The 22,087-nt window shown below is 63.1% G+C and carries 23 protein-coding genes and 1 pseudogene; 14 read left to right on the top strand and 10 right to left on the bottom strand.

Annotated features, from left to right (window positions below):
• Positions 1 to 64: 64 nt before the first annotated feature.
• The 4 genes from MTR72_RS17755 to MTR72_RS17740 all read right to left on the bottom strand — a co-directional run bounded on the left by MTR72_RS17755 (position 65) and on the right by MTR72_RS17740 (position 4,135).
• Positions 65 to 1,093, bottom strand: coding sequence for an ABC transporter permease (locus MTR72_RS17755; protein ID WP_280970681.1), 1,029 nt, complete (start codon positions 1,091 to 1,093; stop codon positions 65 to 67).
• A gap of 12 nt (positions 1,094 to 1,105) precedes the next feature.
• Positions 1,106 to 2,608, bottom strand: a complete 1,503-nt coding sequence (locus tag MTR72_RS17750; protein ID WP_280970682.1) for a sugar ABC transporter ATP-binding protein — start codon at positions 2,606 to 2,608, stop codon at positions 1,106 to 1,108.
• Between the two features lie 6 nt (positions 2,609 to 2,614).
• Entirely contained in the window at positions 2,615 to 3,637 is a 1,023-nt protein-coding gene (locus tag MTR72_RS17745) for a sugar ABC transporter substrate-binding protein (RefSeq protein WP_280970683.1), read from the bottom strand.
• Between the two features lie 141 nt (positions 3,638 to 3,778).
• Positions 3,779 to 4,135, bottom strand: coding sequence for a globin (locus MTR72_RS17740; RefSeq protein WP_445819604.1), 357 nt, complete (start codon positions 4,133 to 4,135; stop codon positions 3,779 to 3,781).
• Between the two features lie 514 nt (positions 4,136 to 4,649).
• Between MTR72_RS17740 and MTR72_RS17735 the strand changes: the two genes are divergently transcribed.
• From MTR72_RS17735 to MTR72_RS17700, 8 genes are all read left to right on the top strand, one after another.
• Entirely contained in the window at positions 4,650 to 5,039 is a 390-nt protein-coding gene (locus MTR72_RS17735) for a DUF2946 domain-containing protein (protein ID WP_280970684.1), read from the top strand.
• Positions 5,040 to 5,124: 85 nt separating this feature from the next.
• A complete protein-coding gene (locus MTR72_RS17730; protein WP_341510754.1) occupies positions 5,125 to 7,593 on the top strand; it encodes a TonB-dependent receptor in 2,469 nt (822 codons plus the stop codon).
• A gap of 41 nt (positions 7,594 to 7,634) precedes the next feature.
• On the top strand, positions 7,635 to 8,168 hold the full coding sequence (locus tag MTR72_RS17725) for a copper chaperone PCu(A)C (RefSeq protein WP_280970686.1): 534 nt from the start codon (positions 7,635 to 7,637) through the stop codon (positions 8,166 to 8,168).
• 38 nt (positions 8,169 to 8,206) lie between these two features.
• Positions 8,207 to 8,722: a YcnI family protein gene (locus MTR72_RS17720; protein ID WP_280970965.1), complete on the top strand. Its 516-nt coding sequence runs from the start codon at positions 8,207 to 8,209 to the stop codon at positions 8,720 to 8,722.
• The gene (locus MTR72_RS17715; protein WP_280970687.1) at positions 8,722 to 10,275 is read left to right on the top strand and encodes a copper resistance CopC/CopD family protein; all 1,554 of its coding nucleotides are present in this window, start codon (positions 8,722 to 8,724) and stop codon (positions 10,273 to 10,275) included. Before MTR72_RS17720 ends, MTR72_RS17715 begins: the two co-directional genes overlap by 1 nt.
• Positions 10,276 to 10,428: 153 nt before the next feature.
• A complete protein-coding gene (proS, locus tag MTR72_RS17710) occupies positions 10,429 to 11,748 on the top strand; it encodes a proline--tRNA ligase (protein ID WP_280970688.1) in 1,320 nt (439 codons plus the stop codon).
• A 73-nt stretch (positions 11,749 to 11,821) separates the two neighbouring features.
• A complete protein-coding gene (locus MTR72_RS17705) occupies positions 11,822 to 13,102 on the top strand; it encodes a lipoprotein-releasing ABC transporter permease subunit (RefSeq protein WP_027550658.1) in 1,281 nt (426 codons plus the stop codon).
• Positions 13,103 to 13,109: 7 nt separating this feature from the next.
• Entirely contained in the window at positions 13,110 to 13,814 is a 705-nt protein-coding gene (locus tag MTR72_RS17700; RefSeq protein WP_280970689.1) for an ABC transporter ATP-binding protein, read from the top strand.
• A 117-nt stretch (positions 13,815 to 13,931) separates the two neighbouring features.
• Here MTR72_RS17700 and MTR72_RS17695 read toward each other — a convergent pair whose 3' ends face one another.
• A complete protein-coding gene (locus MTR72_RS17695; protein ID WP_280970690.1) occupies positions 13,932 to 15,011 on the bottom strand; it encodes a zinc-binding alcohol dehydrogenase family protein in 1,080 nt (359 codons plus the stop codon).
• A gap of 120 nt (positions 15,012 to 15,131) precedes the next feature.
• Between MTR72_RS17695 and MTR72_RS17690 the strand changes: the two genes are divergently transcribed.
• Positions 15,132 to 15,905, top strand: a complete 774-nt coding sequence (locus tag MTR72_RS17690; protein WP_341510753.1) for a helix-turn-helix transcriptional regulator — start codon at positions 15,132 to 15,134, stop codon at positions 15,903 to 15,905.
• Positions 15,906 to 15,962: 57 nt separating this feature from the next.
• Positions 15,963 to 16,100, top strand: a pseudogene (locus tag MTR72_RS17685) (GDCCVxC domain-containing (seleno)protein); the annotation flags it as partial.
• Positions 16,101 to 16,667: 567 nt separating this feature from the next.
• On the opposite strand, the gene MTR72_RS17680 reads toward MTR72_RS17685, so the two are convergent.
• The 3 genes from MTR72_RS17680 to MTR72_RS17670 all read right to left on the bottom strand — a co-directional run bounded on the left by MTR72_RS17680 (position 16,668) and on the right by MTR72_RS17670 (position 18,510).
• The gene (locus tag MTR72_RS17680) at positions 16,668 to 17,132 is read right to left on the bottom strand and encodes a chromate resistance protein ChrB domain-containing protein (protein ID WP_280970692.1); all 465 of its coding nucleotides are present in this window, start codon (positions 17,130 to 17,132) and stop codon (positions 16,668 to 16,670) included.
• Between the two features lie 407 nt (positions 17,133 to 17,539).
• The gene (locus tag MTR72_RS17675) at positions 17,540 to 18,232 is read right to left on the bottom strand and encodes a glutathione S-transferase family protein (RefSeq protein ID WP_280970693.1); all 693 of its coding nucleotides are present in this window, start codon (positions 18,230 to 18,232) and stop codon (positions 17,540 to 17,542) included.
• A 41-nt stretch (positions 18,233 to 18,273) separates the two neighbouring features.
• Positions 18,274 to 18,510, bottom strand: coding sequence for a hypothetical protein (locus MTR72_RS17670; protein ID WP_280970694.1), 237 nt, complete (start codon positions 18,508 to 18,510; stop codon positions 18,274 to 18,276).
• A gap of 129 nt (positions 18,511 to 18,639) precedes the next feature.
• Here MTR72_RS17670 and MTR72_RS17665 point away from each other — a divergent pair, with 129 nt between their 5' ends.
• Both MTR72_RS17665 and MTR72_RS17660 read left to right on the top strand, forming a co-directional pair.
• Complete coding sequence (locus tag MTR72_RS17665) at positions 18,640 to 19,113, top strand: LysR family transcriptional regulator (protein WP_341510752.1); 474 nt, start codon at positions 18,640 to 18,642, stop codon at positions 19,111 to 19,113.
• Positions 19,005 to 19,559, top strand: a complete 555-nt coding sequence (locus MTR72_RS17660; protein ID WP_341510806.1) for a LysR substrate-binding domain-containing protein — start codon at positions 19,005 to 19,007, stop codon at positions 19,557 to 19,559. The genes MTR72_RS17665 and MTR72_RS17660 overlap by 109 nt, the downstream gene beginning before the upstream one ends.
• Before the next feature lie 215 nt (positions 19,560 to 19,774).
• Here MTR72_RS17660 and MTR72_RS17655 read toward each other — a convergent pair whose 3' ends face one another.
• On the bottom strand, positions 19,775 to 20,026 hold the full coding sequence (locus MTR72_RS17655) for a DUF4399 domain-containing protein (protein WP_280970696.1): 252 nt from the start codon (positions 20,024 to 20,026) through the stop codon (positions 19,775 to 19,777).
• Between the two features lie 2 nt (positions 20,027 to 20,028).
• Between MTR72_RS17655 and MTR72_RS17650 the strand changes: the two genes are divergently transcribed.
• Positions 20,029 to 20,301, top strand: a complete 273-nt coding sequence (locus MTR72_RS17650; protein ID WP_341510751.1) for a formylglycine-generating enzyme family protein — start codon at positions 20,029 to 20,031, stop codon at positions 20,299 to 20,301.
• 82 nt (positions 20,302 to 20,383) lie between these two features.
• On the opposite strand, the gene MTR72_RS17645 is transcribed toward MTR72_RS17650, so the two are convergent.
• Positions 20,384 to 21,154, bottom strand: a complete 771-nt coding sequence (locus tag MTR72_RS17645; protein ID WP_280970966.1) for a Crp/Fnr family transcriptional regulator — start codon at positions 21,152 to 21,154, stop codon at positions 20,384 to 20,386.
• A 317-nt stretch (positions 21,155 to 21,471) separates the two neighbouring features.
• On the opposite strand from MTR72_RS17645, the gene MTR72_RS17640 reads away from it, so the two are divergent.
• On the top strand, positions 21,472 to 22,056 hold the full coding sequence (locus MTR72_RS17640) for a DUF1349 domain-containing protein (protein ID WP_280970967.1): 585 nt from the start codon (positions 21,472 to 21,474) through the stop codon (positions 22,054 to 22,056).
• Positions 22,057 to 22,087 lie beyond the last annotated feature (31 nt).

Here is a 22,087-nt window from a genome sequence, read left to right as displayed (position 1 = left end):
TGTGGAGCGACATCGTGCGGCCTCTCTCTTCACCTCGCCCCGCTTGCGGGGAAGGGAAAATACTTCACTCCGCCGCCTTCTCCCGCAGCCGCTGGGCGTAGACGTTGATGATCAGCGCCGCGAGCAGGATCAGGCCGCGGATCAGGATCTTGAGGAAGCTGTCGATGTTGACGTGGTCGAGGCCGTTGTTGAGGACGCCGAGCACGAACAGGCCGACGATGGTGTTGCCGATGCCGCCGCGGCCGCCGAACAGGCTGGTGCCGCCGACCACCACGGCGGCGATGGAATCGAGCAGATAGGTGTCGAACTCGTTCTGCTGCGCGCTGCCGAAATGGGCGACGCCAAGCATGCCGCCGATGCCCGAGCACACTGCCGAGATCACCATCACCGCGCCGAGGATGAGCTTGACGTTGAGGCCGGAATATTCGGCCGCCTCTCGGTTACCCCCGACCATGTAGACGTAGCGGCCGAAGCGCGTATAGGTCAGCACCAGATGGCCGCCGAGCAGCATCACCGCGGCGACGATGACGATCCAGGGAACGCCACTGACCGAGCCGGAGCCGAGCGTGGCGATCAGGTCTGGTACCTTGTAGGCGATCTGGCCGCGCACCAGCAGCGCGGAGATGCCGGCCGCAATCTGCATCATGGCGAGCGTCATGATGAAGGAGGGGATGCCGATCATTGTCAGCCCCAGCGCATTGATCAGGCCGAGAAACGCGCAGAGCAGGATGGAGAGCACGATCGCAGCGACGCCCGGCAGCGGCACGTTGGCGATGTTGACGTAGGATTCCTGCAGCGTGAAGTAGGCGACGGCGATGCCGGTGACGTTGGCGATGCTTGCGATCGAGAGATCGATCTCGGCGCACAGGATCACGAAGGTGAGGCCGACTGCGATAATTCCGGTCACCGACACCTGGGTCAGGATGTTGCCGAGATTGTCCAGCGTCGCGAAGGAGGGGCTGGCAAAGGCGAAGAAGGCGGACAGGAAGATCAGCGTCAGGAACGGCGCGATGTTGCGCATCTGCGAGCGCAGGAAAGGCGCAAGACCTCGCGCGCGCTGACCCGCCGCCGGGACTGTTTCACTGCTGGCCATCATGCTTCTCCGTCACGCCGCCTCCAGCAGGCGGTCTTTGCTGACCGGTTCGTTCGCGAATTCCCGCACCACCGCGCCACGCTTGAGCACCAGGATGCGGTCGGCCAGCGACAGCACGGTCTCCGGCTCGGTCGACAGCACGATGATGGCAAGCCCCTTGGCGCGGAGGTCGCGGACGATGTTGATGACGTCGTTCTTGGCGCCGACATCCATGCCGCGGGTCGGCTCGCACAGCACCAGGAGCTTTGGCGGATAGGTCAGCCACTTTGCGAGTGCGACCTTCTGCTGGTTGCCGCCCGAGAGCATGCCGAGGTCGAGACCGACGACGGGCGGCCGGATCTGCAATTGCTCGACCTGGCGCTTGGCGATATCACGCTCCTGCGTCGGCTTGAGCAGCAGCGCCGAGATGCGATCCAAAATGCTGATCGAGATGTTCTTGTAGACCGGCTCCTGGTGGAACAGCATGGCGCGCCGGCTTTCCGGGACCAGCGCCACACCCGCGCGCCGTGCCGCGGCCGTGCTGGCGAACGCCTTTGGCGTGCCGCCAACGGCAAGCCGGCCGCTGTCCGGCTTCAGCTTGCCGAACAGGATGCGCGACAGTTCCTGCTGCCCGCAGCCCATGAAACCGTAGATGCCGAGCACTTCGCCGGCGCGCGCTTCGAAGGAGACATCCTGCAGGCTGCGGGCCAGCGAAAGCTGATCGACCTTCAGCACTACCGAGCTGTCGCTGGGCCGGGGCAGCATCAGGTCGTCGGTATAGCTGTGCTCTAGGACTTCGCCGCCGCGGCCGATCATGGCTTCGATCAGCGCGCCCTTGCTGGTCGCTGAAGCGGCGGTCTCGGCGACCTTCCGGCCGTTGCGGAACACGGTCACCGTATCGGACACGCGCAAGATGTCCTCGATGAAATGCGAGATGAAGACGATGCTGGTGCCTTCCTCGCGTAGTCGCCGCAGCGTCGCAAACAGCCGCTCGACCTCGGGCGGGGAGAGGGCGGACGTGGGCTCGTCCAGGATGACGATGCGCGCGCCGGAGAACAGCACGCGGGCGATCTCGATGAGCTGCTGGAGCCCGATCGGAAGATCGCCGAGCCGTGACATCGGATCGACGTCGATGCCGAAGCGGGCGAGCTGCTCGCCAGCCTCGCGCGCCATGCGCCGCCATTGCACGAGACCGAAGCGGTTGGTCGGCTGATTGCCGAGGAAGACGTTTTCCGCGACCGTGAGGTCGGGCGCGACGCTCAGCTCCTGGTGCACCATGGCGATGCCGGCCGCATGCGCATCGCGGGCGGAGCGGAAATGCGTCTCTCGCCCGTCGATCAGGAAGCGGCCGGAAAATTCGGTGTGCACGCCGGCGATGATCTTCATCAGCGTGCTTTTTCCCGCGCCGTTCTCGCCGACGAGACCATGGATCTCGCCGGGATAGAGCGCGAAGTCGACACCACGAAGCGCTTCGACGCCGCCGAAGCTCTTCGTGATGCCCTGCAGTTCCAGGATGGGCGGACGAGCCTCGGACATGGAGGCTCAGATCAGGAAATGATCCTGCATCCACTGCATGCCGGCGGCGTTGGCCTTGGTCACGACCGGGCCGTCGGTGACGACGTTCTTGGGAATGCCCTGTCCGCTCTTCTCGCCACCGACCACCGCGGCAACGCCGGCGATGATGGCGCCGCCATGGATGCGGCAGGACGGATTGCGCACGGTCGCAAACATGCGGCCTTCGCTCACCGCCTGGATCGCCGGAGGCATCGCATCGACGCCGCCGATCAGGATGTTGGTGCGGTTGCGCGCCTTCATGATGTTGTAGGCGGCGAGCGCCATATCGTCGTTGTGGAAGAACGCCGCGTCGATCTGCGGATATTTCGTCAGATACGTCTCCCACAGGCGCGCGGTCTTGGAGACATCCCAGTCGGCCGGCTGGGTATCGAGCACTTCGATGTTCGGGAACTGCTTGACGACCGTATTGAAGCCCTTCGCGCGGCCCTGCGCCCCGGTGTGGCCGAGGGCGCCTTGCGTCATGATGATCTTGCCCTTGCCGCCCATGGCGTTGCACAGCGCCTGCGTCACCGAGGCGCCCATGAACTCGTTGTCGGGAGCGAGGAAGGAATGGACGTTGATTTGATCGAGCGGAGCAATCAGCGTGTCCATGTCGATGACGGGGGTGCCGGCGTCGATCATCTTCTGCACGGGCTGGGTGAGGGTGCCGATGCCGAAGGCTTGGATCGCGACGAAGTCCCATTTCTGCGAGGCCATGTTGTCGATCGCCGCGCGCTGCTTCACGGCATCGAGCTGGCCGTCGAACCAGGTCACCTCCACATTGAATAGCTTGCCCCAGAATTCGGCGGCCTGCTTGCCTTGCGCACACCACGTCGCCTGCAGGCCTGCATTGGAGAACGCCGCCTTCAGCGGTTTCTCGGATCGGCCGACTTCGGCTGCAAGTGCGGGGTTTATGCCCATGCTGCCGAGGATGGCAGTCGCGGCGCCGGCGGTCGCTGCCGCCTGAAGAAGATCGCGCCTCGTCGTGGAGAAGTCTTTCGTCCCGGACATCGCTCGCTCCCATAAATCTTGTCGTCGGCGCGTCATTGTTTGTGCGGCCGAGCAGAAAGTCTCTCACAATCGATGAGTTCACGCTACCCAATCTGCAATTGCGCGGGAAATCGGCGCGGCGCGTTGGTGCAGCGCAAAGCGCTAGGCCGAAACGCCGGCGAGCGCGTCGATCTCGACGAGCAAATCGTCCCAGGCTTGCGCGATGTGGGGCGACCATTCGTCGCCCAGCAGGTCGCGCAGCGTATCCCTGATGACGGCAAAGAAGGCGACGAAGAGCTCGCGCGGCGTGCCATAGGCGTCGTGCGAGGCGACCTCGCAGGCGATGATCCGGAAATGCCCGCTGCGTGTCCCGGCGAAGTCGAGGATGGCTTCGATCGTCAGCGCGAGCATCGATCCCTTGACCAGCTCGCTTCCCTGCGAGCGGAACATGGCCTGCGCTTCGGGATGCTCGCGAAACAGCCGCTGATAGACCAATGGTGTGAGGTCCGCGCAGCGCATCGCCGCGAGATCAAAGCTGTGCTCGGATTAGGGGAAGCATTCATCGGCATAGCGGCCGCGCGCGCAAAAAAAGAGCGGGGCCCTAGCCCCGCTCAAAAATTGTGTCGACCCTATTATCCCCGATTCTAAGATTTGATCTTGATTGACGGGGCGACGCTGCATTTTGCGCGTCAGGGGCTCCTCCCGAGACTTGGACCACCAGACTTCGACCTCGCGGCCAGCCTGAGCGAGACGGATGCTAGATCAACTTTTCTCACTTGTCATCATTTTCGGCAACGATTGTTCAAAATTCGAGCAGTTGACGAAATGATCGGGCTGCTCCAGTCCTAAGCATATGACAAATATAAGAAATCTGTGGATATGCGCGGGGCGCGACGGCGGCCTGAACGGCCGCATCTTTGCCCGGGCCGGGGCCTTCGAACACAGTTTTCCGGAATTTTGCCCTAGGACAAAAAGCCGGCCGGCGCGACCTCGACTCGGGCTCCCCCGCGGTGTTTAGTTAGCAGGCGAACGAATGGTTCGGCGGATGCGTGCGCGGCTGCAAAAATTCCTACCCATCGTCCTGATCGCGCTGGTGATGCAGGTGCTGGCGCCGATTGCCGCGTGCTGGGCGGCAGGGCAGGCCGTTGCCGATCCGCTCGGGACCGCCGTCATCTGCCACAGCACAAGCGAGCAGGGCGCCGGTCTCGATGACCAGACCGGAGCGCCGGCAGGGCACGCCGGTGCGTGCGCGCTGTGTTGCCTCGCGCAGGCCAACGCCTCGCTCGATTCGCCGCTGCAGGCGACGTTCTCGATTCCATTCCGCCACGCCGAAAGCTTGGTCTGGCATGACGCGGCGGATCATTTGGCCGCACCTGATCGCGGCTCGACCGCCCAGGCGCGCGCGCCTCCGCAGTTTTCCTGACGACCCTCACGGTCGCCGCGGTCCGTCCGCCGGCGATTGATGCCGTCAATTGGCCGGCGAGAGCTGCCGGCGTCAGGAATGCCCCATGTTACATAGTCATGCCGTTCGCGGCGTGAGTGCCGTGGCCGTTCAGGCCGCGGTGCTCGCGTGGGCGAGTGAGGCCTCTGCCCAAAGCGGCGCGAATGTGCTGCCATCGGTCACTGTCGAAGCGCCCGCATCGGCAAGACCCAAGCCACGCAAGCCGGCGGTGCATACGGCCGGAGCCACGAGCCGGTCGGCAAAGCCGGTCGCATCCGCGGAGCGAACCACACCTCCGGTTGCCGTCGGCGATCAAGGCGCCGGTACCGCGCACCCTTCGTTGGAGGCCCCGGCCGCGGTGACCCGCTATCAGCTACCTCAGCGCTCCTTCAGCATTACGGCGAAAGAGGTTGAGGAAACGATCAACCTCAAGGACCCCGAGGACGCCGTTAAATACATGCCGAGCCTGTTCGTGCGGAAGCGCAACGACGGCGACAACAATGCGGTGCTGGCGACGCGGAGTTGGGGACTGAACTCCAGCGCACGCACGCTGATCTACTATGACGACCTCCTGATCTCGGCGCTGATCGGCAACAACAACACCAATGCCTCGCCGAAGTGGAACCTGATCTCGCCGGAGGCGATCGGGCGCGTAGACTACCTCAACGGTCCGTTCGCGGCCGCCTATCCCGGCAACTCGATCGGAGGCGTCCTCCTGATCACGTCAAAGATGCCAGACAAGCCGTTCGCGGTCGCCAAGGAGACGGTATCGGTGATGCCGTGGAATCAATACGGCACCAGGGACGTCTATCCGACCAGCCAGACCAGCGCGGCAGCCGGCGGCCGCGACGGCAAGCTGTCCTGGCTCGTCAGTGCCAACTATCTCGACAGTTTCCAGCAGCCGCTGACCTATACGACGAACGGCAGCATTCCGGCGGGCACCAGGGGCGCCTTCCCGGCAAGGAACAAGGTCGGGCAGGAGGCCGATGTCGTCGGCACCGGCATTCTCGCGCGTTCGCAGCAGACGTCCGCCAATCTGCGGCTCGCCTACGACGTGGCGCCGCTGGTGCAGGCGACTTACTCGCTCGGGATCTGGAACAATCATCAGGTGTCTGATCCACAGACCTATCTGCGTTCGACCGCGACCGGGCTGCCGACCTTTGCCGGCATCAGCACATTTGCCAGCGGCAAGTACATCTGGGACCAGACCCATTTGAGCAATGCGGTCGCGATCAAGAGCGACACGAAGGGACTCTTCGATTTTGACCTCTCCGCGTCGAGCTACAACTATCTCGAGGACACCCAGCTCAATCCCTACACCGTGGCCGCCGCCGGCGTTGGCTTCTCGCAGAATGGCAAAATCACGCGCATGGACGGCACCAACTGGCAGAATGCCGACGCCAAGGGTATCTGGCGTCCGTTTGGCTATGGCGGTCCGCACGAGATCAGCTTCGGCGTGCATGGCGACCGGTACAGCCTGGAGAATCCAACATACGGGTCGGCAGTCTGGTATCAGGCCGCGACCGCTACGGGACAGCTCTACGCGAACAGTCAGGGCGAAACCCGCACCGGTGCGGTGTGGCTCCAGGACGCCTGGAAGATCCAGCCCGATCTCAAGCTGACCCTCGGCGGACGGCTGGAGAGCTGGCAAGCCCTCGACGGCCAGAACGTCGTGACCTTGGCGAACGGGGCGGGTGCCATCACCTCGTCGTTCACGGCCAACCAGCCGGGTCTTGCTTCGACGAATTTTTCGCCGAAGGCCTCGATGTCCTACGACCCGAACAAGGATTGGAACGTCACGGCCAATTTCGGCGAGGCCTATCGCTACCCGACAGTTCTCGAGCTCTACCAGAACGTGACCGTCGGCAACACGATCACGGTGGCCAATCCCTTCCTCAAGCCCGAGCAGGATTTTACGGGCGAACTCAACATCGAGCGCCACTGGAACGATGGCCGGGTGCGGCTGACCCTGTTCAGGGAGCGGACCAACAACGCCATCATCTCGCAGACCAATGCGATCAACGCGACCCAGACGGCGACGACGTTCAGCAACGTCGACGCCATCAGGTTGCAGGGCGTCGAGCTGTCTGCCGACAAGGACAATGTCCTCGTCCAGGGGCTTCAGCTCTTCGGCAGCGTGACCTATGTCGATTCCCGGATCCTGGCCGATGCGAACTGGGCCGGCAAGGATCCCCTGACGGGCATTCCGACGACGGTGGTCGGCAAGCGTGTGCCTTACGTTCCCGATTGGCGTGCCAAGTTCGGCGTTACCTATCGGCCAAACGAGAGCTGGGCGTACACGGTCGCAGCGCGCTATAGCGGCAAGCAGTATTCGACGCTCGACAACACCGATATCGTTTCGCACGTCTATGGCGCTTTCGATAACTTTTTCGTTGTTGACTTGAAGATCCACTACAACGCGACGAAGAATTTCGCGTTCGACTTCGGGATCGATAATCTCTTCAACGAGCAGTATTTTCTGTTCCATCCATTCCCGGGACGAACTTTTGTTCTTGCCGGCAAGTACACGTTCTGACGGGTGGGGCGATGTTAACGACGACAAGAAAGGCAAGTCTGATGAACAAGCTCTCACGCATTCTAGCCCTCGTGGCGCTCTCGGCCGCCCTCATCGCAGCCCCCGCGCGCGCCGACGACGTCAAAGCCGGCGACCTCGTGATCTCGCAGGCCTGGAGCCGTGCGACGCCGAGCGGCGCAAAAGTCGCCGGTGGCTATCTCACCATCGAGAACAAGGGGACGGCACCTGACAAGCTGATCAGCGTTTCGACGGAGATTGCGGGCAAAGCCGACGTCCATGAGATGGCGATGGACAACGGCGTGATGAAGATGCGCGCGCTCGACAAGGGGCTTGCGATCGATCCCGGCAAGACCGTGAAGCTCGCGCCGGGCGGCTATCATTTGATGCTTCAGGAGTTGAAAGGGCCGCTCAAGCAGGGCGACAAGGTGCCTGTCACGCTGGAGTTCGAGAAGGCCGGTAAGGTCGCGGTCTCGCTCGACGTCCAGGGCGTCGGCGCGCAGGCGCCCGCCGATGCCGGGCATTCCGGCCACATGGAGATGAAGAAAATGCCGGATCATTCGGGAATGAAGATGTGATGAGCATGATCTGCGCTTTCGGGAGACCGAACATGAATATCTCGAAGCGATCCTGCCTGATCCTGTTGGCTGCGCTCGCCGCATCGCCGGCGGCGGCGCATGTCACGCTGGAGACGAAGCAGGCCGCCATAGGTGGATCGTACAAGGCCGTCTTCGCCGTGCCGCATGGTTGCGCGGGCTCGGCCACGGTGAAGATCCGCGTGCAGATCCCAGAAGGCGTGATCGCGGTGAAGCCGATGCCGAAGGCAGGCTGGAACGTCGACGTCGTCGAAGGCAAATATGCCAGCGAATACGATTTTCACGGCAACAAGCTCTCCTCCGGCGTCAAGGAGGTGATGTGGTCCGGCGGCAAGCTCTCGGACAAGTACTACGACGAGTTCGTCATGCACACGGTCCTGACTGACTCGCTCAAGCCGAACACGACCTTGTATTTTCCCGTCGTCCAGGAGTGCGAGACCGGCGTGAGCCGCTGGATCGAGATCCCGGCGGAGGGAGCAGGGCATTCGGAGAGCAAGTCGCCGGCGCCGAGCGTAAAACTCTTGCCGAAACCTTGATGCGCTTTCTCGCCGCGCTACTTCTGGTCGCCGGCTTCGCGACCGGAGCATCGGCGCACGCGGCGCTCGTCTCGGTCGAGCCGGCGAGCGGCAGCATTCTGGCGAACGCGCCAAAATCAGTCGAGCTGCGCTTCAACGAGGCCGTGACGCCTGGCGCGATCCGGCTGATCGATGGCGCGGGCAGGGCGCGCGATGACGCGCGCGTCAGCGCGTCCGGCGAGACGATTTCGGTCGCCATGCCGATGGACCTGCCGCAAGGCACGGCGGTGGTCAGCTATCGCGTGATTTCGCAGGACGGCCATCCCGTCGCGGGATCGGTGATCTTCTCGGTTGGTGCGCCGACGGCAACGAAGGCGCCGGCCAATGCCAGCATCGGGTTGAGCGCCCTGATCTGGCTTGCGCGGATCGGGCTCTACCTCGGGCTCTTTGTCGGCGTCGGCGGCGTGTTCTTTGCGCGCTGGATCGCCGGATCGACGGTCGGAACGGAGGCGCCGTGTGCGGCGCTTGTCATCGGGCTGCTCGCGGCCGCGGCCTCGCTTGGTCTATTGGGGGCAGATCTCCTGGGGCTCTCGTCCGGGGCACTGCTCACGCCGGCGCCCTGGGAGGCTGCATTTGGGACGAGCGCCGGACCGGCATTACTCGTCGCCATCGCGGCCTTGTTGATCGCCCTGATTGCGCTCCTCTGGGCGGCGTATGCACGTCTGTTGACTGCTATTGCATTCGCTGGCGTCGGCCTGTCCCTCACCATGACCGGACACGCTGCAAGCGCACCGCCAGAGGCGTTGACGCGGCCTGCGATGTTCATGCACGGCCTTGGCGTCGCCTTCTGGATCGGCGCTCTTGCGCCGCTTGCCGTGCTGGTGTCGAAATCGACGACCGTCGCGCTGCCCGTCCTGAACCGCTTCTCCCGCACGGCCATACCCGTGGTCGCAATGCTGGCGCTGACCGGCCTTGCGCTCGCGATCATCCAACTCGAAAAACTGTCCGCGCTGGTCGAGACCCGCTACGGCCTCATTCTCCTGATCAAACTCGCGCTGGTTCTGGCGCTGCTGGCGCTTGCGGCGCTCAATCGCTTTCGGCTGACGCCGGCCCTGGCAGCAGATCCCAAGGCCGCGCCCGCGCTGAAGCGCTCCATCCTGGTGGAATGCGCGATCGCGCTTGCCATCTTCGCCGTGGTGGCCGGCTGGCGCTTCACGCCGCCGCCGCGGGCCATTGTTCCGGAGACGCCGCTGGCGATCCACATCCACAGCGACAAGGCGATGTTCCAGGTGCTGGTCTCGCCGGGCAAGGCCGGAATGAACGATTTCGTGCTCCAGCTCATGACCGGCGAGGCGACGCCGCTGAAGGCCAAGGAGGCGGCGCTGACCTTGAGCCTGCCCGAACGCGGCATCGAGGCGGCGGAGCGCGCCGCCGAACCCGGACCGGACGGCTACTGGCATGTGCCTAGAGTCGAGCTTCCATTCGCCGGCCGCTGGCATGTGCGGATTGACGCGCTTGTGACCGATTTCGAGAAGATCACGCTGGAGGACGAGCTCGAGGTCGCGCCGCCGTAAAAGGGCCAGCCCGGAGGCTCAAGCTGAACCTGAAGTCGACGGAAAAATGACAGGAATCCCGTTGCGTTAGCGGCTTTTCCTCATTCCTGGTCTTGTGTTTTCGCTCCCAATCCGGTTTCACTGCAACTTCTCACTGATTCTTCGAGTGTCTCCATGCGGTTGTCGCGGTTCTTTCTGCCCATCCTGAAGGAAAATCCGAAAGAGGCGGAGATCGTCTCGCATCGCCTGATGCTGCGCGCCGGCATGATCCGGCAGGAAGCGGCCGGCATCTATGCCTGGCTGCCGCTCGGCTTTCGCGTGCTGAAGAAGATCGAGCAGATCGTGCGCGAGGAGCAGGACCGGTCCGGCGCGCTGGAACTGTTGATGCCGACGCTCCAGCTCGCCGACCTCTGGCGCGAGAGCGGTCGCTACGACGCCTACGGCCCGGAGATGCTGCGCATCGCCGACCGCCACAAGCGCGAGCTCCTGTACGGGCCGACCAACGAGGAAATGGTCACCGAGATCTTCCGCGCCTACGTGAAGTCGTACAAGAACCTTCCTCTCAATCTCTATCATATCCAGTGGAAGTTCCGCGACGAGCAGCGCCCGCGCTTCGGCGTGATGCGCGGCCGCGAGTTCCTGATGAAGGACGCCTATTCCTTCGATCTCAGCGAGGCGGGCGCGCGCGTTGCCTACAACAAGATGTTCGTCGCCTATTTGCGCACCTTCGCGCGGATGGGGCTGAAGGCGATCCCGATGCGCGCCGAAACCGGCCCGATCGGCGGCGATCTCAGCCACGAGTTCATCGTGCTCGCCGAGACCGGCGAATCCGGCGTCTTCATCAATCGCGACGTGCTGGACCTGCCGGTGCCGGGCGAGGACGTCGATTATGAGGGTGATCTGGCGCCGATCATCAAGCAATGGACCTCGCTCTATGCCGCGACCGAGGACGTCCATGACGCCGCGCGCTTCGAAAAGGAAGTGCCCGAGGACAAGCGGCTCAACACCCGCGGCATCGAGGTCGGCCAGATCTTCTATTTCGGCACGAAATATTCCGAGCCGATGAAGGCGCTCGTGGCGGGACCGGACGGCGCCGAGGTGCCTATCCATGGCGGCTCCTATGGCGTCGGCGTCTCACGTCTGCTCGGCGCCATCATCGAGGCCTGCCATGACGACGCCGGTATCAAATGGCCGGAGCCGGTAGCGCCGTTCCGTGTCGTGATCCTGAACCTCAAGCAGGGCGATGCCGCGGTCGATGCCGCCTGCGAGAAGCTCTATGCCGAGCTCAGCGCCAAGGGCGTCGACGTGCTATACGACGACACCGACCAGCGCGCCGGCGCCAAATTCGCCGCCGCCGATCTGATCGGCATTCCCTGGCAGATCATGATCGGGCCGAAGGGGCTCGCCGACGGCAAGGTCGAGATCAAGCGGCGCAGCGACGGTGCCCGCGAGACCATGTCGCCGGCCGACGCGGTCGCTCGCCTGGTCGGCTGAATATTGTTCATCGCGCGATGTCGAGGCCGCCAATCCGGCCACAATTGACCCCGAATCATGGGATTATCGAGCGATGGATGAGGCCATGACCGAAACCGTGCAAACCGCGCCTTTCGCGCCATTCGAGTGGATGCTGTCGGCGCGTTACCTGCGCGCGCGCCGCAAGGAAGGATTCATCTCGGTCATCGCGGGGTTCTCCTTTCTCGGCATCATGCTCGGCGTCGCGACGCTGATCATCGTCATGGCGGTGATGAACGGCTTCCGCAAAGAGCTGCTCGACAAGATTTTGGGCCTGAACGGCCATATCCTGGTGCAGCCGCTGGAATCGCCGCTGACCGACTGGAAGGATGTGGCCGAGCGCATCAGCCAGGTGCAGGGCATCCGGCTCGCGGCGCCTGTCGTCGACGGCCAGGCGCTGGCGTCCTCGCCCTGGAATGCCTCGGGCGTGCTGGTCCGCGGCATCCGCGCCGACGACCTGAACAACCTCACCTCGATCGCCAAGAACATCAAGCAGGGCTCGATCGAGGGCTTTGACGAAGGGCAGGGTGTTGCGATCGGCCGGCGCCTCGCCGACCAACTCTCGCTGCATGCCGGCGACAGCATCACGCTGGTTGCCCCGAAGGGCGCAGTCACGCCGATGGGCACGACGCCCCGCATCAAGCCCTACAAGATCGTCGCCGTCTTCGAGATCGGCATGTCCGAATACGATCTCGGCTTCGTGTTCATGCCGCTCGCGGAAGCGCAGGCCTATTTCAACCGCAGCAACGACGTCACCTCGATCGAGGTGTTCACCACCAATCCCGACCGCATCGACGCGTTCCGCAAGTCGGTGACCGAGGCCGCGGGCCGCCCGGTGTTCCTGGTCGACTGGCGGCAACGCAACTCGACCTTCTTCAACGCGCTCCAGGTCGAGCGCAACGTGATGTTCCTGATCCTGACCATGATCGTGCTGGTCGCGGCGCTCAACATCGTCTCCGGCTTGATCATGCTGGTGAAGGACAAGGGCAGCGACATCGCAATCCTGCGCACGATGGGGGCCTCGCAAGGCTCGATCATGCGGATATTCCTGATCACGGGAGCCTCGATCGGCGTGGTCGGCACGCTTGTCGGCTTCATCGTCGGGCTGGTGATCTGCCTCAACATCGAGTCGATCCGGCAGTTCCTGTCCTGGCTGACCAGCACCGAGCTGTTCTCGCCAGAACTCTATTTCCTCTCGAAGCTGCCTGCCGAGATCGATATCGGCGAGACCACGGCGGTGGTCATCATGGCGCTGACGCTGTCCTTCCTGGCGACGCTCTATCCGTCCTGGCGCGCCGCACGCCTCGATCCTGTCGAAGCGCTCCGGTACGAGTGAGGGGCTGATGGAGCAGCAGCAGGGGGCTGAAGATGTCCCGGTCATTTATCTCCACGAGATAAAGCGGCAGTATCTGCAGGGCGAGGTGCCGCTGACGATCCTGGACGGCGCCAAGCTCGCGCTGTGGGCCGGGCAGTCGGTCGCGCTGGTGGCGCCGTCGGGCTCGGGCAAGTCGACGCTTCTGCACATCGCAGGGCTGTTGGAAGCGCCCGATTCCGGCGAGGTCTATGTCGGGGGCACGCCGACCTCGCAGCTACCCGACATCGAGCGTACCCAGCTTCGCCGCACAGACATCGGCTTCGTCTACCAATCGCACCGGCTCCTGCCCGAATTCTCGGCGCTCGAGAACGTGATGCTGCCGCAGATGATCCGCGGCCTGAAGCGCTCCGAGAGCATCAAGCGCGCCAAGGAGATCCTGTCCTATCTCGGCCTCGGCGACCGCATCACGCATCGTCCGGCGGAGCTGTCGGGCGGCGAGCAGCAGCGTGTCGCGATCGCGCGCGCGGTTGCAAATGCACCGCGCGTGCTGCTCGCGGACGAGCCGACCGGCAACCTCGATCCGCACACCGCGGACCACGTGTTCCAGGCCCTGATGCAGCTCGTCAAGGCGACCAAGGTCTCGATGCTGATCGCGACCCACAACATGGAGCTCGCCGGCCGCATGGACCGGCGCGTGTCGCTGTCGAACGGCCAAGTGGTCGAGCTCGAGTAAAAAACGCGAAAACAACCCCATGCACAGTAGCCGGCCGCTGTCGGTGTGACGCTTGTCAGCCATTTGATATGGCGGGCGAAACAGCGGCAACGGCGCATCGTCGCCGCAAGCCGCCGGTTAAGGCTTCAGCACCGTCATCTTGAACGGCCCGGCGTTGGCCGCAGCATAAGCCACCGCCTCGTTGGCGTGGTCGAGGTCGAACGTCTTCGCCTCGTATTCCTCCAGCCGCAATAGCCCCGCCCGCACCAGCGCGATCAGCCGCGTCGCCGCGTCCGGCGGATACATCCAGACCCCGTGGATGCTGACGCAATTGCGCATGATCCAGGGGTAGGGCAGCTCGAGCCCCGCGCCGCCGGCCATGCCGACGCCGCCCATCAGCACGACGCGTCCGTAAGGGCGCACCGTCATGATCGCGGCACGCACCACATTCGTGCTGACCGAGGGCGGCATGATGTCGAAGACGACGTCGATCGGACCGGGTGCTGCGCGCTTCATCTGCTCGCCATCATCGCTCTCGTTACCGGACAGCTTGACGGTGCGCACCCGGTCGCCGAAACGGCGGACGAGGTCGGCGAGCACCTTGTCGTTGCGGCCGGGCGCCACCACGCAGGCCGCGCCCATCGCGAGCGCAACCGCGACGGCCGCGCTGCCGAAATTGCCGGTGGCGCCGCTCACCAGCACGGTCTCACCGGGCTGCAGGTTGGCGGCGAGCAAGCCGCCATAGGGCACCAGCAGCGTCCCCAGCGCGCACCATTGCGTCGCCTCCGCAGCCGTGATCGCGCCGAGCCGCTTCACGTTCTCCGTCGGCACCATCATCTGCTCGGCGAAGGAGCCGTGGCGAAAGTGCTTTTGCAGGCGCATGCCGCCTTCGTCGCGGGCGCTCCAGCCTTGCAGCGTGATATCGGGCGCCATCGCGTCGTCGCGGGAGCGCACGGTCGGATCGCACATCACCCAGTCGCCGACCGCAAGCTTGGTCGCATCCGGCCCGATCGCGCGGACGCGGCCGACACCGCCGGGGCCGGGGATGACGGGCAGGTCGAGCGCGTAGTTACGCATCCCGCTGAAGACTTCGTTGGCGTAGGACAATACGCGCGTCGCGACGACGTCGACGATCACCTCGCCGGTGCCCGGCACCGGGTCGGGGACGTTCTCGATCGTGAGCGGCGATCCGAAGGATTTGAGCACGGCAGCTTTCATGGTTTCGACCTTCTCTTTGCACCTCATAATCGGGTGAACGGCATATGTGCCGGCTTTCAGGACGCAAGAAGGCCTGGTATTATCCTAGTATTCACCGGACCCTCCATCGCGGGAGCAAGCATGACCGATCCCCGGCGCGTCGAATTCGGCGATTTCCTCAGGTCACGCCGCGAGAAGCTGTCGCCGAAGGCAGTCGGGCTTCCCGCAGGGCGGCGGCGACGCACCGCGGGCCTGCGCCGCGAGGAGGTCGCGCAGCTCGCCGGCATCGGCGTCGATTGGTACATCCGGCTGGAGCAGGGGCGCACCGTCAGCCCATCGGTCACTACCGTCGATGCGCTGGCGCGCGCGCTGCGCCTCAGCAAGACCGAGCATGCGCATTTGAAGGCGCTTGCGCGCGACGGCGACAAGCGTGCGTTCACACCCGAGATCGTGCCGCTGCCCATTCGGCGGATGATCGAGAGCCTGAAGCAGCCGGCCTACATCACCGGGCGGCGCTGGGACGTGCTGGCCTGGAACGAGGCCGCCGAGGAAATCTTCGCGTTCGGACAGTTGCCCGAGCAGGATCGCAACACGCTGCTCCTGGTGATGACGAACAAGCAGACGCGAAAATTTTACGGCGCGAGCTGGACGGACGTCGCCAAGAGCATGGTCGCGATGTTCCGCGCCACGCACGACGTCTGGGCGGGCGATCCCGCCTTCACGGAATTGCTGACGCGGCTTCGCGAGGGCAGTCCGGAATTCGTCAAATGGTGGGAGGCGCACGAGATCCGCAGCACCGCGTCGGGGCTCAAGACCATGAACCATCCGACCAAGGGCGTGCTCCGGTTCGAGCACACAAGCTTTCAGGCCAACGACGATCCCGCGCTGAAGCTCGTGATCTACACGCCGGTGTAGGCCGTGGAAGGACGATGGCCCAAGCGTCAGCTTTGGAGAGCCAGGCTGAAACGCTGCATCGGTCGGCGCGGAAACGCCTGCGACCCTCAGCCGCCCTGCGTTTTACAGCTCGCACGGCTTAAGCCGAGATCCGGGGACTGCTGCGTTTTCTGCTCATACGGAACAGTGCCATGTCCGCCGATACAGGTGGGTGCCAAGGGCGGGTTTTGTGGCGCGACAAGCGGCGCTATGATTTCTTGCGCTCAGTCGAGAGGGAGAGCGAGAAAGTTCCTGTTGTGTTTGCGGGGATATTCTCGGGAGCTGCTGCGTCGAAGGCGCCTATTGCTGGCACCCATCTCCAGAATTCGCGCCGGTCGCCTTGTTCTTGAATTCACCCGGAGTGGCAGCCATGGTGCAGAACCTAGTAGCCGGATTGGTCGTGGTGGCTTTGATCATCATGGGCGTGCTCGCTTATGCCCAAAAACATGAGGGGTGCTTGCGCGGGCACTCGCTCCAAACCTTCAAGCCCTGCGGATCAGTTGGCGTTGACATGTAGCGCTGGTCGCGACGCTGCGGCCGAGCTTCAGGCCACCGGCGATCCCGCGCGGGAGCTCGTGATCTACACGCCGGTCTAGGGCGTGGAAAGCAAAGGCCAAGCGTCAGCTTCTGACCGCCAGGAGGAAGCGTTGTGTCAGCCTGTGCGGACAAGCTGCCTGTTGAACTATCCGAACTGCGTCCCGCATCTTGGGCTTCGCACCGCCCGGGCCGATCTCGGTCGCGTCGCTAGTTCGCAAACTTCCCGGCCGGTTTGCCACCCTTCACCATTTCCTGGGCATAGGCGTAGAGCGCGTCATAGACGATCCACTCCGCAGCGTTGAGCGCATGATCGTCCTTGTAGCCGAGGTGGCGGAAGCCTTCGGCCACCGCCTGTAGCCCCGGGCCTTCGGCCTGGCGGTAAAGCGAATTATCGGTGTCGGCGCCGTTCACGATCCTGCCGAGCAGGACGAGCGCTGGATCGTTCGCCAGATCGTATTTCTTCAAGATCGCTTCGAACGAACACTCCTTGCCGTGGTGGCCGAGCTCGACGTCCTTGACATCGTAAGGAATGGCGTCGAGCCGCTTTGCCTCGGCCATTACCTTGTCCGCCGGCGCAAAGACGAACTCGGCATCCTTGTCGACGAACTTCCTGATCAGCCAGGGGCAGGCTACGCGATCGACTTTGACGTGTTCTCGGGTAATCCACTTCATTTGGTCCTCCTGTTCGACTTTGAGTTTGGCAGATCTCGCATCCGCCAGAGCGAGAATCCCGCCATGCTGCTCTGGTCTGGATAGCGGTGCCGGTTCACGGATATTTGCGACGACGACACGCCGGGTCTTGAGATCGAATGCGGTGTGGTCGAAGACACCGTCTGCGGCGCCTGGGATCTTGATGATGCCCAGGCTCGTCAAAGGCATGGCGATGTCAGATCGCTACGCCGCCGAGAGCGGGCAATCCGTCTGCAGAATTGAATGAATACTGCGTCCATGTGCAATCTCCCCGAAAATCGAGCGTTGCACAGAGCTTGGACGGTTTCGCCGTCTGGCGGGGAGTCTGTGTTTCCCCGTTACGTTAACTTAGGCCTTGCAAGAGAGTCCGGCAAGGTCGGATCGCAAGGTCAGTACTTTGGGCGGTGCGAGTTCGCCCACTCGCGGGCATGCGCAATGGGCTCGCGTGGTGGCAGCATCGCGCGAAGCTTCTGGGTCGTCGGTAAGCTCTCCATGCGCTCCCGCCATCGGCAGAAGGCCGGATATTTCGGGTACATGACCTTACCTTCTTCGGTCAGGCTGAATGCAAACGTGCTCGGCAACAGGAAGAAATCCGCGAGCGTAACTTCTGAACCCAGCAAATAGTCCTGACCATGCCCGAGTTCGCGCTCGACGATCGTGAGCGCCGTTTCGACCTTTGGCAGCGCATGCGCGACGACCTTTTCGTCGGAAGCGATCCCGAGCTCCGGGAAGACCAGTCGCTCATGCGTCATGTGATAGATCATGTAAGGGTAGACGTAGGAGTTGACGACGCTGATCCATTGATTCATGCGCGCCCGCGCGCGTGGGTCATGCGGCGTCAGCGGCGCGCCGTTGAATGCCTCATCGATGTAGCTGACGATGGCGCTTGTCTCATAGACGATGAAGTCTCCGTGCCGGAAGATCGGGACGCGGTTGAACGGATGCAGCGCCAGATGTTCGCTCTTGCCCATCACCGGCTCGAGGTCCTGGAAGGTGTAGGCCACGTCCTTGTGGGTCAGCACGAGCCGCACGATGTTGACAAACGTACTCCGGGGAAAGCCGTAAACAATGACCTCAGACATCTTCTCCTCCAGTTCCTTCACTTGCGACAGATCGAGTTCGATCAGCGCCAGAACGGCAGATCGGCCTGCTCCAACGCTTCCTCCCGGGTAAGCCCGAGGTCGGCAAGGAGGTGGGGATCATCGGCAATCGCGCGGAGGTCGGCGCGCTGGTGCATCCGCTCGCTGCTGGCGAGCCAGCGGTCGAGCGGTACGAGCCATGAATTTCGTTGATGATCCGCCATTGTGGCGTTGCGGCGAAGTCGCGCCGGAATGTAGCTATTGGCAAAAAGCGTTGACATTTCGTCGCTCCAAATCCCATGATTTCGTATTGTCGCCGCCTGCATAGGGCCGGCGCGGCGCAGTCCGCAAAGCATCGTTTCTCAGCCCTGCCCCAATTTTTCTCATGAACTCTGTCGAGGTGGTTTGGAATGCGTCCGCACTTGCCGCCGCTCAACGCACTGAAGGCCTTCGAAGCTGCAGCGCGGCATGAAAGTTTTACGCGCGCCGCCGAAGAGCTGTGTGTCACTCAGGGTGCGGTGAGCCATCAGGTGAAAGCGCTTGAAACAGAGCTTGCGATCAAGCTCTTCAACCGTGAGCGGCAGCGCTTGATCATCACCGAGGCGGGCAGGGACTATCTCGCCGTAGTACGGGATGCGCTGGATCGTATCGCTGCGGGTACGGAGCGTTTGCTCCAGCGGCAAAGCGCGGGCGTTCTCACCGTCAGCACCTCGCCGGATTCGCCGCCAAATGGCTGGTGCACCGGCTCGGCCATTTTGCGGAGGCCCATTCCGGCATTGATCTCCGGATCTCGGCCACGATGCATCACGTCGATTTTGCCCGCGAAGAGGTCGACCTTGCGGTGCGCCACGGCGATGGCAATTGGCCGGGTCTCGATGCCGTAAGGCTCTGCCCGGAACGGCTCTTTGCCGTGTGCAGTCCAAAGTTGCTATCGGGTCGCCGCCGGATCAGCGGGGTCGCCGATGTCCTGAAATTTCCGCTGATCCACCTGGACAGCCGATCCGACTGGGCGAATTGGCTGCGCGGGGTCGGCATCGATGACGCCGCAGTCACACACGGGCCCGTGCTCAATCGTGCGAGCATGGTTATCGATGCCGCGATCAATGGACAGGGTATCGCTCTGGCGCGAACGACGTTGGCGGCGTGGGATTTGATCAACGGGCGGCTCGCGTTGGCATTCCCGGAGTCCTCGCCAGTGTCGAAGACCTATTGGATCGTTTGCCCGAAGGCGACTGCGTCGCTGCCCAAGATTGCGACTTTTCGTGACTGGCTGCTCGCAGAAGCGTCAAACGACCTAAGGCAGCTCAAATCGCTCGCCGCGACCAAGTGAAAGTTCCGATACTCCGGGATATTTACTCCAAATTCGTATCGGGACGTGCTCCAGTTCGAGCACACGAGCTTTCAGGCCAATGACGATCCGGCACTGAAGCTGGTGATCTACAAGCAGGGTGTAGGGCGCAGGCACAAAGACCGAGCGTGCCGCCACGCCAAGCCTGCGACAACACGTGCTAGGGAATTCGCAGTAACCCAGGTTGATTGTTTTCCCTATCGCCGCGCTATTCGGTGATTTTTTCGAACCGGCTTGCGTCCGTTGGCGGTGACCACAACATGGATCGGCTTTGAATAGACCGGAGGGTCGTGTGCCATGTGGTTTTCGTCGGCCAGGACGAGCTGTAACGTGTGGCGGCCTAAGGGCAGGGTGACCTTGGCTTCGGTTTGACCGGCGCCGAAATGGAGATGGTTGAAGTCATTCGGTATCGGCTGGTCGAATGGCGGGAGGCTGGTATCGATCAGCAAATGTGGGATCATTCAAACCAAATGCATTCGGTCTTTATGACATGGCCGGCAATGCCGCAGAGTGGGTCGAGGATTGCTGGAGCGAGGGCTATCGTGGGGCGCCGACAGACGGATCCGCCTCGGTCAAACTAGGTTGTCGCGAGCGGGTGCTTCGCGGCGGCTCATTCAACAACGACCCAAAATATCTGCGTTCGGCGGCGCGCTTCAAATACGACTTCAACGTGCGATATCTCGCAAATGGATTTCGAGTCGTTCGCGAGAAAGACGGCGATTAGCTCAACGCCGCAATTTCTACTTGTTGGGCGAGCCGGCAGTCGCAGGATTAAAGGGCGGCTGGCGCCGAGCGCAAGCGCTGGATCAGTCGGAGGCGACGACGGCGCCTTCCCGGAACGGCGCGTGGGCAGGCGGCTGCGCCGACAATTCCTGGCAATAAATCCGATCGATCTTGCGCTGCATGAGCGCATAACAATCGCATGCGACCCTCTCGAGCCGGGCCCGATCGATCTCTACGAACCCACGCCGGTCGGACGTGACGGCGCCGGCCTCGCGCAGCTTGCTCATCGTCAGGGTCACTGTCGTCCGCCGCACCCCGAGCAATTGCGCAAGCGCCTCCTGCGTCACCGGAAGGAGATCAGCGGGAACGCGGTCGTGAAGCTGCAGGAGCCACCGCGCCATGCGGCCATCCACCCGGTGCAGCGCGTTGCAAGCGGCTACGTGCTGGAGCTGCAACAACACCGTGCGGGCGTGGACCTGCACGACATTCCTGATGGCTGCGCTTTGCGCATAGGCAGTGCGAAATTTGGCGGCGGAAATCAGCGATGCCGTTCCGGCCACGCGAGCAACCGCGGTCACGGATGAAGGCGACGGGCCGAGCACGGAGAACGAGGACAAAGCGCCCTCCCGCCCCATCAAGGTGGTTGCGACCGTTTGCCCGTCCGGCATATCGAGCATGAAGGCGATTGCGCCGCTATGGGGAAAATAGACCGGGTCGAGCTCATCGCCCGACCGCACCAGGACGGCATCGGGTTCGAACGAGACCTTCTGGAAGTAGGGTGTGAGCAAGCCGAGATCCGCTGGTGGCAAGGCCGCCAGTAGCCGATTCCCGATGCCGGAGCGGTGATCGGTCACGCTGCTGTCTTGTGAACGAGCCCCCAGTGAACGGCGGTATCCATTTTTTTCATCCACCATGATTATCCGAAATACGAATTGCCGAACGAAATTATCCAAACAGAGCCATTCGTCGAGATCAAGCACGGACAACTGCGGAACCTCGCCGGCGTTCTCGCCGCGGACCTTGCATACATCATACTATTCGCGATCTTACACACGATGGTCGTCAGAGATCCCTAGCCAGCCCGGTTGCCTCCTCGATCTCGATTTGCAGAATGCCATGCTTGTCCAGCGGAGGGCCCAACCCTTTGCCGACACCGCTCCCGAGGTTTGAAATGATTCTCTGCAGAAGCGACGGCGTATGGCTGAACGAACCGGAACGGTGGACGGCAGATGGCGACAGCCTTCAGGTAATTACCGACAAAGCCACCGATTTCTGGCGCGAAACCCATTACGGGTTCAATCGCGACAGTGGCCATTTTCTGGGCTTTCCGGCTGGGGAGGCATTCACCGCCGAACTGCGTGTCCAGGGTGACTTCCAGGCGCTCTACGATCAGGCGGGCATCATGGTGCGCATCGACGCGCACCATTGGGTCAAGGCCGGGATCGAACTCTCGGACGGGAGAGCCATGCTTGCGAGCGTGCTGACTGATGGACGATCGGATTGGGCGACGGCGCCCTACGAGCACAATTCCGACGACTTCTGGGTGCGCGCAACGGTCGCCAACGGCGTCCTTCGGCTGCAGTTTTCGGCCGACGGCAAGCTCTGGCCGCTCATGCGGCTGGCGCCGTTCGCGAGGGCGAAGTCCTACCTCGTGGGACCGATGGCTTGCACACCCGAGCGCGCCGGATTGAAAGTCGTGTTCTCAACGTTTCGACTGACACCGCCGCTTGGCAAGGATCTCCACGATCTGGGCTGACGAGCGGCGCGATCCGCAGCGCGCTTCAAAG

The organism is Bradyrhizobium sp. ISRA442, from assembly GCF_038085055.1.
Lineage (GTDB): Bacteria > Pseudomonadota > Alphaproteobacteria > Rhizobiales > Xanthobacteraceae > Bradyrhizobium.
This window is presented reverse-complemented; position numbering and strand designations above follow the sequence as displayed.

What these genes read in the sequence shown, in the direction of transcription:
- MTR72_RS17755 (WP_280970681.1), bottom strand. Translation starts at nt 1,093, where the DNA reads ATGGCCAGCAGTGAAACAGTCCCGGCGGCGGGTCAGCGCGCGCGAGGT.
- MTR72_RS17750 (WP_280970682.1), bottom strand. Translation starts at nt 2,608, where the DNA reads ATGTCCGAGGCTCGTCCGCCCATCCTGGAACTGCAGGGCATCACGAAG.
- MTR72_RS17745 (WP_280970683.1), bottom strand. Translation starts at nt 3,637, where the DNA reads ATGTCCGGGACGAAAGACTTCTCCACGACGAGGCGCGATCTTCTTCAG.
- MTR72_RS17740 (WP_445819604.1), bottom strand. Translation starts at nt 4,135, where the DNA reads ATGCGCTGCGCGGACCTCACACCATTGGTCTATCAGCGGCTGTTTCGC.
- MTR72_RS17735 (WP_280970684.1), top strand. Translation starts at nt 4,650, where the DNA reads ATGGTTCGGCGGATGCGTGCGCGGCTGCAAAAATTCCTACCCATCGTC.
- MTR72_RS17730 (WP_341510754.1), top strand. Translation starts at nt 5,125, where the DNA reads ATGTTACATAGTCATGCCGTTCGCGGCGTGAGTGCCGTGGCCGTTCAG.
- MTR72_RS17725 (WP_280970686.1), top strand. Translation starts at nt 7,635, where the DNA reads ATGAACAAGCTCTCACGCATTCTAGCCCTCGTGGCGCTCTCGGCCGCC.
- MTR72_RS17715 (WP_280970687.1), top strand. Translation starts at nt 8,722, where the DNA reads ATGCGCTTTCTCGCCGCGCTACTTCTGGTCGCCGGCTTCGCGACCGGA.
- proS (WP_280970688.1), top strand. Translation starts at nt 10,429, where the DNA reads ATGCGGTTGTCGCGGTTCTTTCTGCCCATCCTGAAGGAAAATCCGAAA.
- MTR72_RS17705 (WP_027550658.1), top strand. Translation starts at nt 11,822, where the DNA reads ATGGATGAGGCCATGACCGAAACCGTGCAAACCGCGCCTTTCGCGCCA.
- MTR72_RS17700 (WP_280970689.1), top strand. Translation starts at nt 13,110, where the DNA reads ATGGAGCAGCAGCAGGGGGCTGAAGATGTCCCGGTCATTTATCTCCAC.
- MTR72_RS17695 (WP_280970690.1), bottom strand. Translation starts at nt 15,011, where the DNA reads ATGAAAGCTGCCGTGCTCAAATCCTTCGGATCGCCGCTCACGATCGAG.
- MTR72_RS17690 (WP_341510753.1), top strand. Translation starts at nt 15,132, where the DNA reads ATGACCGATCCCCGGCGCGTCGAATTCGGCGATTTCCTCAGGTCACGC.
- MTR72_RS17680 (WP_280970692.1), bottom strand. Translation starts at nt 17,132, where the DNA reads ATGAAGTGGATTACCCGAGAACACGTCAAAGTCGATCGCGTAGCCTGC.
- MTR72_RS17675 (WP_280970693.1), bottom strand. Translation starts at nt 18,232, where the DNA reads ATGTCTGAGGTCATTGTTTACGGCTTTCCCCGGAGTACGTTTGTCAAC.
- MTR72_RS17670 (WP_280970694.1), bottom strand. Translation starts at nt 18,510, where the DNA reads ATGTCAACGCTTTTTGCCAATAGCTACATTCCGGCGCGACTTCGCCGC.
- MTR72_RS17665 (WP_341510752.1), top strand. Translation starts at nt 18,640, where the DNA reads ATGCGTCCGCACTTGCCGCCGCTCAACGCACTGAAGGCCTTCGAAGCT.
- MTR72_RS17640 (WP_280970967.1), top strand. Translation starts at nt 21,472, where the DNA reads ATGATTCTCTGCAGAAGCGACGGCGTATGGCTGAACGAACCGGAACGG.